This is a genomic window from Paenibacillus sp. 7523-1 (genome assembly GCF_002276415.1).
GTDB lineage: Bacteria > Bacillota > Bacilli > Paenibacillales > Paenibacillaceae > Paenibacillus > Paenibacillus illinoisensis_A.
In genome coordinates, this window is the sequence record NZ_NPBR01000005.1 from 922,022 (window position 1) to 936,821 (window position 14,800).

General features: G+C 45.7%; 15 protein-coding genes. All 15 read right to left on the minus strand.

Annotated features, from left to right (window positions below; genetic code table 11):
• Window positions 1–24: 24 nt before the first annotated feature.
• The 15 genes from rpsB to flhA all read right to left on the minus strand — a co-directional run bounded on the left by rpsB (window position 25) and on the right by flhA (window position 14,790).
• Complete coding sequence (gene rpsB, locus CHH60_RS07495) at window positions 25–723, minus strand: 30S ribosomal protein S2 (RefSeq protein WP_047842496.1); 699 nt, start codon at window positions 721–723, stop codon at window positions 25–27.
• Window positions 724–996: 273 nt separating this feature from the next.
• Window positions 997–1,632 (minus strand): endolytic transglycosylase MltG, encoded by a 636-nt coding sequence (locus tag CHH60_RS07500; protein WP_095358605.1) that lies wholly within the window; start codon window positions 1,630–1,632, stop codon window positions 997–999.
• Window positions 1,633–1,635: 3 nt separating this feature from the next.
• Window positions 1,636–2,205 carry a hypothetical protein gene (locus tag CHH60_RS07505; protein ID WP_095358606.1) on the minus strand — a complete coding sequence of 190 codons (570 nt, stop codon included), beginning with the start codon at window positions 2,203–2,205 and terminating at the stop codon, window positions 1,636–1,638.
• 66 nt (window positions 2,206–2,271) lie between these two features.
• Entirely contained in the window at window positions 2,272–2,586 is a 315-nt protein-coding gene (locus CHH60_RS07510) for a hypothetical protein (protein WP_095358607.1), read from the minus strand.
• A 51-nt stretch (window positions 2,587–2,637) separates the two neighbouring features.
• Complete coding sequence (locus tag CHH60_RS07515) at window positions 2,638–4,047, minus strand: DUF342 domain-containing protein (RefSeq protein WP_095358608.1); 1,410 nt, start codon at window positions 4,045–4,047, stop codon at window positions 2,638–2,640.
• Between the two features lie 60 nt (window positions 4,048–4,107).
• Window positions 4,108–4,896 carry a FliA/WhiG family RNA polymerase sigma factor gene (locus CHH60_RS07520; protein ID WP_095287807.1) on the minus strand — a complete coding sequence of 263 codons (789 nt, stop codon included), beginning with the start codon at window positions 4,894–4,896 and terminating at the stop codon, window positions 4,108–4,110.
• 15 nt (window positions 4,897–4,911) lie between these two features.
• Window positions 4,912–5,355, minus strand: coding sequence for a hypothetical protein (locus CHH60_RS07525; protein ID WP_095358609.1), 444 nt, complete (start codon window positions 5,353–5,355; stop codon window positions 4,912–4,914).
• 4 nt (window positions 5,356–5,359) lie between these two features.
• Window positions 5,360–5,857: a chemotaxis protein CheD gene (locus CHH60_RS07530; protein ID WP_095287809.1), complete on the minus strand. Its 498-nt coding sequence runs from the start codon at window positions 5,855–5,857 to the stop codon at window positions 5,360–5,362.
• Window positions 5,850–6,470 carry a chemotaxis protein CheC gene (locus tag CHH60_RS07535; protein ID WP_095358695.1) on the minus strand — a complete coding sequence of 207 codons (621 nt, stop codon included), beginning with the start codon at window positions 6,468–6,470 and terminating at the stop codon, window positions 5,850–5,852. Before CHH60_RS07535 ends, CHH60_RS07530 begins: the two co-directional genes overlap by 8 nt.
• A 9-nt stretch (window positions 6,471–6,479) precedes the next feature.
• Window positions 6,480–6,938: a chemotaxis protein CheW gene (locus CHH60_RS07540; protein WP_095358610.1), complete on the minus strand. Its 459-nt coding sequence runs from the start codon at window positions 6,936–6,938 to the stop codon at window positions 6,480–6,482.
• Between the two features lie 36 nt (window positions 6,939–6,974).
• Window positions 6,975–9,041, minus strand: coding sequence for a chemotaxis protein CheA (locus tag CHH60_RS07545; protein ID WP_095358611.1), 2,067 nt, complete (start codon window positions 9,039–9,041; stop codon window positions 6,975–6,977).
• Between the two features lie 33 nt (window positions 9,042–9,074).
• The gene (locus tag CHH60_RS07550) at window positions 9,075–10,487 is read right to left on the minus strand and encodes a protein-glutamate methylesterase/protein-glutamine glutaminase (protein WP_095358612.1); all 1,413 of its coding nucleotides are present in this window, start codon (window positions 10,485–10,487) and stop codon (window positions 9,075–9,077) included.
• 33 nt (window positions 10,488–10,520) lie between these two features.
• Complete coding sequence (locus CHH60_RS07555; protein WP_095358613.1) at window positions 10,521–11,408, minus strand: MinD/ParA family protein; 888 nt, start codon at window positions 11,406–11,408, stop codon at window positions 10,521–10,523.
• On the minus strand, window positions 11,405–12,760 hold the full coding sequence (gene flhF, locus CHH60_RS07560; protein WP_095358614.1) for a flagellar biosynthesis protein FlhF: 1,356 nt from the start codon (window positions 12,758–12,760) through the stop codon (window positions 11,405–11,407). Before flhF ends, CHH60_RS07555 begins: the two co-directional genes overlap by 4 nt.
• A complete protein-coding gene (flhA, locus tag CHH60_RS07565; protein WP_095358615.1) occupies window positions 12,757–14,790 on the minus strand; it encodes a flagellar biosynthesis protein FlhA in 2,034 nt (677 codons plus the stop codon). Before flhA ends, flhF begins: the two co-directional genes overlap by 4 nt.
• Window positions 14,791–14,800 lie beyond the last annotated feature (10 nt).

Genomic DNA, 14,800 nt, shown 5'->3' on the forward strand with positions numbered 1-14,800 from the left:
GTTCATTCGTTATGTTCGAATCTATTAAGCGGAAGTTTCTTCGCCTTGGTTAGCTTCGATTACGGCATCAGCCATTTTACCTGTCAACAGCTTAACAGCGCGGATTGCGTCGTCGTTACCTGGGATAACATAATCGATTTCGTCCGGATCGCAGTTAGTATCAACGATACCTACAATTGGGATACCCAATTTGCGAGCTTCAGCAACAGCGATACGCTCTTTGCGTGGATCGATGATGAACAGGGCGCTTGGCAGGCCTTTCATATTTTTAATACCGCCGAGGAATTTCTCCAGACGATCTTTTTCTTTGCGAAGCAAGATAACTTCTTTTTTAGGCAATACAGCGAATGTACCGTCTTCTTCCCAAGCTTCCAATTGTTTCAAACGATCAATACGTTTTTGAATCGTTTGGAAGTTAGTCAGAGTACCGCCCAACCAACGTTGGTTAATGTAGAATTGACCAGCGCGTTCAGCTTCTTCTTTAACAGAATCTTGAGCTTGTTTCTTAGTACCCACGAAAAGAATTGTACCATTCTCTCCTGCGATTCCTTTAACGAAGTTGTAAGCCTCTTCGACTTTTTTCACCGTTTTTTGCAAATCGATGATGTAAATTCCGTTTCTTTCAGTGAAGATATAACGATCCATTTTTGGGTTCCAACGACGAGTTTGGTGACCGAAGTGTACCCCAGCTTCGAGAAGCTGCTTCATGGAGATTACTGCCATCTTCACACACCTCCTAATATGGTTTTTATTGTGTCCTCCGCCGGCATCATTTTTCGCCAAGACTCTCCATCAGGAAAGCACCCTCAACAAAATTAGCACATGCGTGTGTTTTAACACCGTTATCTAATATAGCATAACTGCTTGGCTGATGCAACAGTCTTTGAAAGCAAAAAATACCTAGTCGCACAACGTTTTTATGTTATGTGAAATCTCCGACTATAATTATTGCCCAATTGGACTATAAAATAAAAGAACCGTCTTGCCTGAGTGTACTCAGCTTGACGGTTCTTGAGTAATTTTGGCGATGATCGATTTGAAGCTTTCCCCTTTTTCAAGTGCGTACGTTCCCACCTGAATCTTGGTGTTAATTCGCTCTGCCTTTCCCGCCTTAATGAAGGCCTGAGCATCATCTACTATGCCAGCTTTCTCGAGATTTCCAGCGACAATCGCCAAACTGTTACCAGAACGCACTCTAAATGTGACTGTTGCCTTTTGAGGCGTATTCGGTGACGATGGCTCTGCTGCTTTTGGCTCGCTCACATTATTCGGACTCTCATTGCCACTTGAAGCGGGCTGCTGAGGCTCCGTGGGAGCTTCCGGATCACTTGTATCCTCTGCCTTCTCCGGAGCAGTAGCCGTTTCCCCCTGCATTTCACTGCTCTCCTGCTTCTTCTTTTGTACCCATTCGGCTTCCGTGTATAGTTCGTCCTCTGTACCGACTAGCTTCAAATCCATGCTTTTGGCAGCCAACTCCAACTCTTCCTTCGTCAGATTGGCTGCAGTTGCAGTCGGATCCGTTTCCAAACTGCTGTCAGATAGGGCGTTTTGTCCCACTGTGGCAAGCTGAAGCAGCACTGCTCCAATGATCATGCCCGTTCCAATTCCAATCCATAGGGAGCGCTTGTCCATCTCTTAGCCTTCCTCCCGTTCTGCCAGCTGAAGAATCAGCTGTACTTCTCCACGCTGTATGCCTGTCTGTTTTGCGATCGCATCCACTGATTTGCCTTCATCATACAAATGAAACACTTCTGAATATCGATCTTTGATTGACTCTCGCTCATTGACAGGCTCTTGGCCACTTGGTGTTGGCTCGGTTTCTGAAATCTGCTTAGCGGCGTCATCTCTCACACTGGCCACAAGAGCCTGAGCCTGCAACGCATTGAATTCATCCTTTGATATATCTGAAACATGATGGGTGTCGGACTCTTTGCTTTTTTCAAGTTCATTGAGACGCTTCTGCAATTCTTCAAGCTGCATTTGCATGCGCTGATCTGCAGCAGCTGCCTCTCCCTTCATTTCAGCAACACGCTGAATAAGGGCATCATTATCGCTTTCGATTTCAGCCATATAATGTTCCAGTGTGGATTCCATCTCTTGCACTAATTGTTGGCTCGGTTCTGGCTTCTTATTTTTCTTGGGCATGATGAATGCATATGCAATGGCACAGGCACCTAATATGACAATAATAACCCATGGTGACAAATTGGTTCCTCTCCTTTGGATATCGCCTTCAAAGCTCAAGTCTTCATTTTTGCAATACGGAAAGGGTTACAATGACAGGTCCACATGCTTTCCTTTGTACGGATGCTCCGCAGGTTTGACTTGCTCTGACATCTGGATCGTTTCCTGCTCCCGGGAACCCCCTTCGTGCTCTCCATTACTAGATTGACCGTCTCGTACACCTGTATGTGCTGTTTCTTCCATCGCTTCACTGCGCTGTCTTGCCTCTTCTGCTTCCTTGGCCGTTTGCACTGCCAGTAAATTCTGGTCCGTGACCGGCCGCTGCTGATATTCGCTCTGATACCGACCGGCTTCACTTGTTCGTGGTACTGCAATCTGCAACTCTACTGCCTTAAAACTCATACGCTCACCTCACGGTTTCGAATGGTTTTCTACCTGTGCCTGATGCTGTACTTAAACGAATGGAGTCATCGTAATGTCCCCGTCATGATAATAAAATGAAATTCTACTCACAGGATCTTTAATAAATTTGGTGTATCTGCCGATAACTATCTTAGAGCCTCCGTAAATCATCTTGAGAATATCCACCCGGGCTCTGCTCGTATCTTCCAATACTTTTTCAATTTCGAAAATACGTGACTTGGTTTCCTCATTAAGACGAAGTGCAGACTTTTGTGTAGCCGTAAGCTTAACTCGCATTGCCATTTTGTCAGGACTCAGTTGTCCAGCAGCAGCTAATTGGTCCAGCAGTACCAATGCTTTTTTCGTTTTGTCCAAGGAATCCATCTGTTCCCTGAGCCCTTTACGCAATTCACTCAGTTCGTTACGCAGTTTGGGTAGAACACCAACTTCAATCGAAGTTACTGTCGACATGCTGTTCCCCACAATTCGTGCTGAAACATTTTCACCGGCTTGAATGGATCCACCAACAATAAGGCCTTTAGTGCCGGCACAGATCACGCCCCTGCCTGCACGGATATTGGAATGCATAATGCTTTGGGAGACGAGAACATCTTCACCTGCATCTACGTTACCTTCCTGAATGAAGGTGCATTTGACATTGTGACCCGCCTGAACGAGCCCTTTGTTATATCCGATAATACCACCAGTGATCTCAACAGAGCCCCCTGCTTCTAGCTCTGCGCCTTCGACACCGCCGACAACGCGAATGTCACCCGCAGCTTTAATTTTAAAACCAGTCAGTACATTGCCGCGTATGACCACCGTACCTACAAAATCAATATTACCGATATTGTAGTCTACATCGCCATTTATCTCGTATACCGGGAATACATTCAGTTTGTTCCCTTCCGTTTTGGTCACGAGTCCATCCAATGCGGCATACATTGCAGATCCATCCGGATTAATAACAACATTTTTCCCCACTTTGAATCGTGCGTCTTTCCCTGGTCGAAAAGGAATTTCCTCACCAGTAACGGCCTGACCTACTGAACCATCTACTGGAGGAATGCGCTCGGCAATGATTTGACCTGATTTTACATTATTCAACCGAGTTACTTCTTTGTAATCCACCCTGCCATCTTCTGCTTCCAGAGGCCGCCGTTCACTCGCATCGTCCATGCCAACCAATACCTTGATGTATCCGTCTGTTCCAGGAACAGCCGCGATGCCTTCGGCGATCTTCAACTGCGTATTCATATATGTTTCAGGTTGATTCACAAACACGAGCAGTGCTTCACGCAGCACACCATACTTAATGCCCTGACCCGCAATAAACTGTTCCAGTTCATCCAGCGTGCAGGTGAAACCTTCTTCCTGCTTGGAAAACTCAAGGTAGGCCGTACTTTTATCTTCCGATAAAACAACGCTAAGGCATTGTTCCAAAGCAATTCGCTGTGTCAATGCAGTTCTTCCTCCTTTTAGACTTTCCACTCCCCGAAATCCGTGTAATCAAGCTTTCTATTAATCTTTGCGCATTAACAGATCCTTCTGTTTTTCGAGCGTTCCACGGAGTCTCAAAATGGCTTTGGAATGCAGCTGAGATATACGCGATGGTGAAAGAGACATCACTTCAGCGATTTCACTAAGCGATAAGTCTTCATAATACAAGAGGGAAACTACCGTTCTCTCTTTAACTGTCAGCTTATCGAGTCCCTGAACCAAAGCATCCTTCAGATAAAACTCGTTCACTTTGTAATCTGGATTTTTGGCCTTTTCATCGACCATTAAGGAAAGACGTGTCTCTGATTCTTCTTCCCGAATCGGGTCTTCAAGAGAACACAGTGACATTACCGCCACTTCCTGGAGCATATGTTGGAAGTCCTTGGTCGACACGTCAAGATACTGACTCATTTCTTCATCGCTTACTGACCGTAAATAGGTTTGCTCCAGCTGCTGATAAGCATCTTCGATTCGTTTTGCCTTTTCTCGCACAGAACGCGGAACCCAGTCTCCTTGACGCAAACCATCCAGAATCGCTCCACGAACTCGCCATGAGGCGTACGTCTCAAATTGAAGGCCTCGTTCATAGTCGAATTTCTCAAGAGCATCAATTAGTCCCATGACGCCGTTACTCTCCAGATCATCTTTTGGGACATTTTTGGGTAATCCGACAGCCAAACGACCGGATACATAATTCACAATGTGAAGATATTTTTCAATTAAAGCTTTTTTGGCTTCAAGATCTCCGTGTTCTTTCCACTTTTCCCACAGATCAGCATGGTTCAAATGTGAAGCTTTACGCTCGTCCAATTGCTTTCACCCTCCTTATTTGTCTGTCAGGTGACGAACGGCCTGCGCCAATTCTTCCGGATCCTTGGTCCGGACCAGTTTAGGCGGATCCAATGGGGCGAAACCCGTTGGAGCTTTCGTCTCGGATGGCGGAATCTCTTCCCCAGAGGAGGCGTTCTGTCCATTCTTGAGCAAGTCGTTTAGCTCTTGTCCATCGTCTTCGAGTTTAATGTCAACCTGCGAACCTCTCATTTCTGGACCAATTTGGGGATCATAATCGAAACCCTTACTTCCTGCAGACGGGGTCAGCAGCATCCCCAGTCCCCAGCGCAAACCAAAAGCAAGGGCGTACCAGGCTACGAATCCGATTAACCCGCGAATTAAACTGGTCATCAACAAATTACTGCTGTATGCTACAAAAAAAGTCAGAATAAATCCGACTATGCCTGCTCCAAGATTAATGCGGTAGTTTCCTATCATAGTTTTATAATTCCTTTACACCCATTTGTACACTTCTAATATTTAAAATCCCTGTTTCACAGTCCATTTCAATGGTCCGGCCATAATTTCCACCAGTGTCTTCAGCAAGAAGAGGAATATTAAGCTTTTGCAACCATTCCCGGCAAGATTCCGCATTCCTCGGCCCAATACGCATGGTATCTCCGGCCCCTGAAAAAGCAAACATCTGAGCACCACCTGCCATTTTGGACACGATACGTGAACGAGATGCACCGAGTTTTAACATTTTTTCTAATAACTCAGGCAACGCCGTATCGGCATATTTAGCTGTGTTCAATTTTCCTTCTCTTGCAATCTCTGAAGAAGGAAGCATCACATGCGCCATTCCAGCCAGCTTCAAATGCGGATCATACATCGTTAACCCCACACAAGAACCAAGCCCTGTCGTGCGGATTATGCCAGGAAGGTGAGCAATGTTCAAATCCGCCATACCGACTTTAACGACGCTTTTTTCTTCAATCATGATCCAGAGGCACCCCTAAAGATTCAAATATCTTGGCAAATGACAATGGATCGGGAATCAGGAAAAATTGACCTTCCACCTGATCTTCTCCTTCAAAGAACGATGTGTCAATTAAAAGTGCATCGTCTCCCATTTCGCCAAATTGCAGCAGCCCATAGCTGAGTATTGCCCCTGCCATGTCAATGGCAAGTCCGGGAACCGTTGGATACATCGACAGTTTGGTGAAATCCGCAAGTGATGAAAGATATGAACCAGCCAGAATATTACCGATTTCTGATAACGCAGACTGTTCCATATCCGTAAACATGAGGCCATCTTTCAGATCAAAACCAGCAAGCCGGTTAAGCAGCATTTTGGCGGCTTCCGGGGTCATCATGAAAAACAGATTACCTGGCGCCTCGCCTTCAACACGTAAAAAGACAGTCACCACGATTCGTTCGTCCCCGCCCACTTTTTCAGCTACTTCTTCAAAAGGGAGCATCTGTACTGTCGGCACGCCCATGTCAATCGGTCTATTTAGAAGTTGAGACAACGCCGTTGCGGCGTTGCCTGCTCCAATGTTACCGACCTCTTTGAGCACATCCATTTGGAATCCCTCAAATCGGTTGAACATCTCCACGTGTTAGCCCTCGACACTTTCCAGCTGTACAACTTCGCTTTTATTCAATACTTCATGCAGATTAAGCATGATCAACAAACGCTCATTTTCCAATTTAGCCACTCCGCGCAGATATCTCGCTTTGACTCCACCCACCACTTCCGGCGGACTGTCAATTGCGCTGCTCTTAATGTCAATTACGTCATTGGCAGCGTCAACGATGAATCCAACCTGCATGTCACCTACAGCTACAATGACAATTCGAGTTTGATCCGTATAATCTGTTTCTGGCAGATTGAAACGACCACGCAAGTCGATAACAGGGATAACAACCCCGCGAAGATTAATAACCCCTTTTACGAAGGAAAATGTCTTAGGGACACGAGTAATCGGCATCATACGTTCAATCGTCTGAACTTTTTCAACCTCAATACCGTATTCTTCAGATCCTAGCTTAAAGACGATGACTTTCAATTCTTCCATGAATAAAACCTCCCTATAAGTGTAAGGCTTAGTTGCTTATTTAATAAATGCGTTAGGGTCAACGATGAGAGCTACTTGTCCATCTCCCAGGATGGTTGCTCCGGAGATTCCTTCAATGGAAGGAAGATAGGTTCCCATTGATTTGAGAACAATCTCGCTCTGTCCGATAAACTCTTCCACGGAAACCGCTGCTAGACGATCTCCTTTGCGGATGACAACGATTTCTGTTTCCGACTCATCCTCATCATTGAAATCAGGTACGCCAAACACTTCGTTTAGCGACAAGTACGGAATGAGGGATTCACGGAACGTAATCATTTTATTACCATGAATATTGCGAACTTGTTCACGCTGCACAATGGCCGTCTCCACGATGGAGGACAATGGAATCGCATATTTCTCGGAACCAACTCGTACGAGCATTGCAGCGATAATTGACAACGTCAATGGCAGTTGAACCGAGAAATTAGTGCCTTTGCCTGGTGTGGAATGAATGGTTACATTACCGCCAAGCGAAGTGATTTTGGATTTTACAACGTCCAAACCTACTCCGCGACCAGAGATATCCGAGATTTTGTCTGCTGTACTGAAACCAGGAGCGAATAAAAGCTGATTAACTTCATCATCGCTCATCTTCGCACCCTGCTCTTCCGTCACGACACCGCGTTTAATGGCTGTTTGTAAAAGCTTCTCACGATAAATTCCTTTGCCGTCGTCTTCAATCTCAATGAAAACATGATTGCCACTGTGGAAAGCTCGAAGGTTAACTGTACCCATTTCAGGTTTTCCAGCAGCAACACGTTCTGCGATTGATTCGACACCGTGGTCCACAGCGTTACGCAGCAAATGCACCAGTGGGTCACCGATCTCGTCAATGACCGTACGATCCAATTCGGTTTCGGCACCTGTAATGACCAGGTCAATTTTTTTATCCAAGGTTTTGGCTAGGTCACGAATCATTCGTGGGAACCGGTTAAATACGGTATCTACAGGTACCATGCGCAGCTTGAGAACGATATTTTGCAGGTCTGAGCTGACTCTGCTAAGATGAGCCACAGTATCGGATAGATCATTATTACCCGTTTCACTTGCCAACTGCTCCAGACGTGACCGATCAATCAGCAATTCGCTGAATAAATTCATCAGTACATCCAATCGCTCAATATCCACTCGGATCGTACGCGAAGGTGCGGCTGCCTGTTTAGTTGGTGCAGCAGGTTTGGCTGCTGGTTTTTCTTCTGTTTTGACCGCAGTTGCGACCTCTTGTGATACGGCTGTTGCTATGGCGACTGTTTCAGCTTCAACTGCAGCTGCAGCCTGATTGGTCATCTGCTGAAGAGTTTCTTGATCCAGCTGAATGACTTTGGCACTTTCTATCTCTGAAATGCTTAAAATGCTTTTTTCAAGTTCCTGCGCTTCTTTGGTTGTTATGTAATACAACGAGAAACTGCGCTCAAACTTCTCCTGCTCAATATCCTGAACCGTAGGGAAAGACTTCACAACTTCACCCGAACGCTCCAAGAGATCAAAGACCATGTAGGCACGTACACCTTTCAGCTGGCTATCCTCACTAACAAGCACATCAAGGTAGAAAACTCGATGCCCTTCCGCGATAGACTGGTCCAGAACAGAATATTGGAATTCGTCCAGATCAACAGCCGATGAAATGCTTTCTACCGGCTTAGCCGTTGTTGTAGCAGCTGGAGTTTCACCACCTGTCCATTCACCACTTTCAATAGCTTGAAGGGAAGCGACAATTGCGGAAACATCGGCTTTACCTTCTCCACCACTGGTAATATCCTGAACCATGGATTCAAGCGCGTCCAAACTCTTAAACAGAGTATCAAAAATATAGTCCTGCATTTTCAATTTCTCATTACGCACAAGATCTAACACATTCTCCATTTTGTGTGTCAATGATGCCAAATCCTCAAAGCCCATTGTTGCGGCCATACCTTTCAAAGTATGAGCAGAGCGGAAAATGACTTGGACTATACCCAGATCCTCCGGATTGCCTTCGAGTTGAAGCATGTTGTCGTTAAGGGATTGCAGATGATCATTAGACTCATCAATAAACATGGATAAGTATTGGTTCATGTCCATTGTGAGGCACCTCCTCCATGAGTTACACTCCGTTTATTTCACTGCTTGAACAAGTTTTGGGGCGATCTCCTGCAAAGGCAGAAGATGACGTACGCATTGCAGCTCTACAGCAGAACGCGGCATTCCATACACCACACAGGTCTCTTCATTTTCCGCAAAGGTAGACGTTACACCCGCTTCATACAGCTTTTTCATCATTCTCGCTCCATCACTGCCCATACCCGTCAGCAAAACCAAATGCCGCTGAAGCGACGTAAAAGGCAATAACGACTCAAACATCGTATCCACTGAAGGCCGATGGCCATTCACCGGATGCTGCTCCGTAAGCTTCAGGATATACCTTCCATCGGTTGCTTTACTTACGACGATGTGATATCCACCAGGAGCGATATAAGCGGAACCTTTCTTTAGAACCATACCTTCTTCAGCCTCAACGACATGCAGCGGGCTGAAGGTATTCAGCCGTTGTGCCAGAGACCTAGTAAAGTTGGGCGGCATGTGCTGCACAATGATGACAGGTGCAGGCAAATCAGCAGGCAGTTCCTCAAGCAAAGTTTTAAGGGCCCTTGGGCCTCCCGTAGAGCAGCCAATTGCCACAATTTTGTTGAATGCACTATCAGTACCCGTTACTGCTTTTGGTAATGGTTGACTTGAGGATGCAGCCGTTTGCTCCATTGCCGACAGTATTGGCTCAGCATTCCGCAACTCCTTCGGAGTGTGAAGAGGCTTAATAGGTTTAGGCACCTTAGCTTCTCTTGTATTAGGAACACGATCTGGGCTCTTTGCAGCTTCCAGTTTTTTGTCTGACCGCTCTTTTTTCTGATCTGCCAGCGGCATGTTTCGCTGCAGCACTTTGGGCTGGGGTCGATCACTTGGTTCACTGTTTGGCCGTGTAACTGGCTGAACAGGATCAATCCTTTTTTGAGCGGGTTCTCTGCGAACTTGTGCAGGAGCATCACGCTGTACTCGCTGAGATTGACGCAAGAGATGTTCCTGAATCTCTTTCGTCTGTTTTAAAGACTCCTCACGCTCTGCTTTTCGCTTGATTTCGTTCATGGCCGCCCGCATCCGCTCGACGAGGGCCTTGCCTACCTGAGCAATATCCTGATCATGTGAAATGGAAGGCTTACGTATAAAATCAAAGGCTCCTGCCTCAAGCGCCATGATGGTTTCCTTCATACCTTGCTCATTAATACCTGATAGCATAATTACAGGCACCGATGACTTCTGCATGATCGATTTCAGTGCATCCAGCCCATTCATCTCAGGCATTTCTACATCCATCGTAATTACATCTGGCTTTAAATCCACTGCTTTTTCAATTGCTTCCTTGCCGGTTGATGCCGTTGCCGCAACTTTGAATTCCGGGTCAGCTTCAATTAAATCCGTGACAATTTTGCGCATAAAAGCGGAATCATCGACAACCAATACTTGATACACCGCCATGTTTTGTCCACCTCTGTTTCCTTTATTCAAGAATCATGTTGTCTTCCTAAGCCACTTTTTCATAAATCCCCTGATTCCTGTCAAGGTTCCGGCTTCGTTAACCGCAGGTTCAGCCAAATAGCGAAGGGCTAGCCGCTGTATATCTCTGGAAGCTTTTGAATGGGGATAAGCCAAACTGTAAGGCACTTGTCTCTTCACCGCTTTAACAACATTCGGATCTTCAGAAACATACCCAAGCAGGGGGATATCCGTTTGTAAAAAACGCTTGGCTACTCCTGCTATTTTGTCCGCCACCTGTTCCGACTCCTGTTCATTTTCAACACGGTTAACGACCATCCGAAAAGGTGTAGCATTTTCCTGACCATGCATCACTTTGACCAGTGCATATGCATCTGTTATGGAAGTGGGTTCAGGTGTGGTTATGATCATACATTCGTCAGCTGCACCAATAAACTTCATATTCTCACGAGAGAGCCCCGCTCCAGTATCAAATATGACATAATCCATCTCCTGGGCAACCATTTCCACTTGCTCTGCAAAGAATTCCAAATCACGGTCCGACAACGAAAATAACTCTTTCATGCCAGATCCACCAGCAATGTAAGGTAGTCCATTCGCACCAAGCTGAATGATTTCCTGTATGGACTTCTGCCGATACAATAAATGATACAGATTATAGGGAGATGAAGTCCCCATAAGGACATCAATATTAGCCATACCGATATCTGCGTCAAATACGAGTACCTTCCTGCCCAGCGTTTGCAGCGCAAGGGCAAAGTTTAACGTGAAATTGGATTTCCCTACTCCACCTTTGCCGCTGGCAATCGTCAAGATTTTCGAAGAGCGACCACTGCGCTGGGTTTTGTCCAATGCACTCGGTGCTGACACCAAACTTCGAAGAGAGGCTGCCTGGTCCTTCATTTCGCGAGTTCTCCCAGCAATTGTTTAGTCAATGAAGCCGGATCTGGTTTGAGCAAGTCATCCGGAACATTCTGTCCATTGGTCACATAGGCAAGTTTCAACGGGAAGTGGTGCAGTAGATTAATCATTGGACCGCAGGTGCCCGTTTCGTCCATTTTGGTGAAAATGATTTTATCCAACCCATACTTGCTGAAATGTTCGGTAATCTCAAACATGTCCGTGCTTTTGGATGTCATGCTCATGACGAGAAAGGTTTCACTATTCTCTACTGGTGCCAGCAGACTTTGCAACTCAGAAACTAGCAATTCGTTTCTATAATTTCTCCCTGCAGTATCCATGAAGATCAGGTCACAATCCTGCAAACGAGATATGGCTCGTTGTGTATCTCCTGGAGACTGTACAACTTCAAGTGGAACATTCAAAATGGAAGCGTAGGTTCTAAGTTGTTCTACTGCTGATATACGGTACGTATCCGATGTAATGAATCCCACTTTCCGATGATGCTTAAACATCTGCTCAGCCGCCAGTTTGGCTATGGTCGTTGTTTTCCCCACACCTGTGGGTCCAGCAACATAAACAATACGAGTGCCAGATAATATCCCCGCATCGATACGTTCCTCCAGAAACGTTAAAATCTGTTTCTGAACGGATTGAACAATCTCGTTTTCGTCCAACTCTTTAGCATGTAACTGCGTCTGAACCGTTTCAAACCATGACTCAAAAACTTCCGTCCGCACCTCTTGATTAATCAGCCGCTCTCTAAGAAAAAGAAACTCTTCAGGTACAGGGTCAGCCAATTCATTCTGTCTAGATAATTGAGTCATCATCTTTTTGAGTTCTTTCAGTTCAGACATCAGTTCTTGTTGCCCCGGTTTGTTTGGTTCCTGCACAGCCGGAGACGATGAAACCGAAAAATCCGCCCCTTCCGGTCGCGGTTTATAATCCATGCTTGACTCAAATTTACCGTGCCCTCTATCTGAATCAATGTTCATCGATTCAGCATGAGCAGCGGTTTCGTTACGTTGTTCATCGGCAAATTGTTCAACAATCTGAGCAGCCGATTTCGATTCACTCGCTTCGTTCACAAATGAACGAGCCGTCTGCCTGTACGCTTCAGGAACATATGAACGAGGCACTGACGCAACTTGGTTCTGTATCTGGTTCTTGGCTTCTTTTTTATCTTCCTCTTCAACCGCAGCTACAACTTCAATTCTCTTTTTGCGAAACATTCCCATCATTCCGCCCACCTTAATTTCTTTGGTGGACAGAATGACAGCGTCACTTCCTAGATCTTTCCGAATTTGAAGCATAGCCTCGGGCATGGTCTCAACAATATATTGTTTTACTCTCATAAGTTCACCACTCCGACACTTTGGATTTCAACATTCGGTTCCAACTCACTATAGGAAAGCACCGGTATGTCCTGCATGGTACGTTCAATGACTTGACGCAGATACATACGAATGGTTGGAGAAGTTAATACGACAGGTTGTTGACCTGATTGGATTAATCGATTGACCTGCTCGGTCAATTTTTGATACACACTTTGTGTAGACGCAGGATCCAGTGCAAGGTAACTTCCTTGATCGGATTGTTGTACACTTTCGGCAATTTTCTTTTCCAATCCAGGCCCAACGGTAATCACTCTAAGTGTTTCACCTTTTTGGGAGAACTGTTGGGTAATCTGACGGGAAAGCGATTGTCTTACGTACTCTGTCAGAACATCCGGGTCTTTGGTATAAGTCCCATAGTCAGCCAGTGTCTCGAAAATCGTAACCATATCCCGGATGGAAATTTTCTCGCGCAGAAGTTTTGCCAGCACTTTTTGTACATCCCCAATGGCCAAAACTGATGGAATCAGTTCATCGACAAGTGCAGCATAATTCTCTCTGAGATTGTCCACAAGCGCCTTCGTCTCTTGTCTGCCGAGAAGCTCATGTGCGTGTTTCTTAATCAGTTCCGTCAGATGGGTAGCCACTACGGATGGCGGATCCACAACGGTGTAACCAGCAAGCTCAGCTCGATCTTTGGTCACTTCGTCGATCCATAGAGCAGGAAGGCCAAAAGCCGGTTCCGTAGTTTCAATTCCTGTCACAGATTCTTCTTCGTACCCAGGGCTCATAGCGAGATAATGATTAAGCAGCAATTCACCGCCACCCACCACATTACCCTTGATCTTAATGACATACTCATTAGGTCTCAATTGAATATTGTCTCGAATCCGAATAACAGGGACAACGAGCCCTAATTCAAGCGCACATTGCCTACGTATCATAATAATCCGATCCAGTAGATCTCCACCCTGCTGGTTATCGGCCAGAGGAATCAAACCGTAACCAAACTCGAACTCGATTGGATCAACCTGAAGCAAGTTAATTACACTTTCTGGACTTCTAACCTCTTCGATCTGTTGTTCCTCCTCCATCTGTTCTTCTGCCTCTTGTTTGGATTTCAGCGTATTTTGCATCCTCCATGCGGCAAAAGCCAGTATACCTGCCAAAGGTATGGTCGTAATGGCGTGAATTGGAGTGAAGAAACCAAGCATTGCTATTACAAAAGCTACAATATATAAGAGCGTCGGGTATGTAAACAACTGCCCCGTAATATCATCTGCCAAGTTACCTTCGGATGACGCTCTAGTGACGATAAGACCCGCTGCTGTAGAAATCAGAAGTGCAGGAATCTGACTGACCAATCCATCCCCGATTGTTAATACAGAATAGGTGGACAATGCATCTGCAAACGGGAGACCATGTACGGTCATGCCGATAATAAATCCACCAATGAGATTGATCAGCAAGATGATGATACTCGCGATCGCGTCTCCTTTTACGAATTTACTGGCACCGTCCATTGCACCGTAGAAATCAGCCTCTCTCTCAATTTTCGAACGACGTTCACGAGCCTGTTGTTCATTGATCAAGCCTGCGTTTAAGTCCGCATCAATACTCATTTGTTTACCTGGCATCGCATCGAGTGTAAATCGTGCAGCAACTTCAGCTACACGTTCTGAACCCTTGGTGATGACGATAAACTGAACAACAACCAGTATGAGGAAGACGATGAAACCTATTGCAATCTGACCGCCCGCGATCCAGCTTCCGAAGGTTGCTACGACAGACCCCGCATTCCCATTTCCAAGAATCAGCTTCGTTGTTGAAATGTTCAAAGCTAATCGGAACAATGTCGTAATCAGCAATAATGCCGGAAAGATGGAAAATTGTAACGCTTCCTTGCTGTTCATCGCTACAAGCAATATCATCAATGCAAGTGAAATGTTGACAACCAGCAGCATGTCCAACAACCAGGTTGGGATCGGGAGAATCATCATCAACACAATGCCAATGATACCCGCAAGGACAGCAATATCTTTTGTTTTCAATGAATGTACG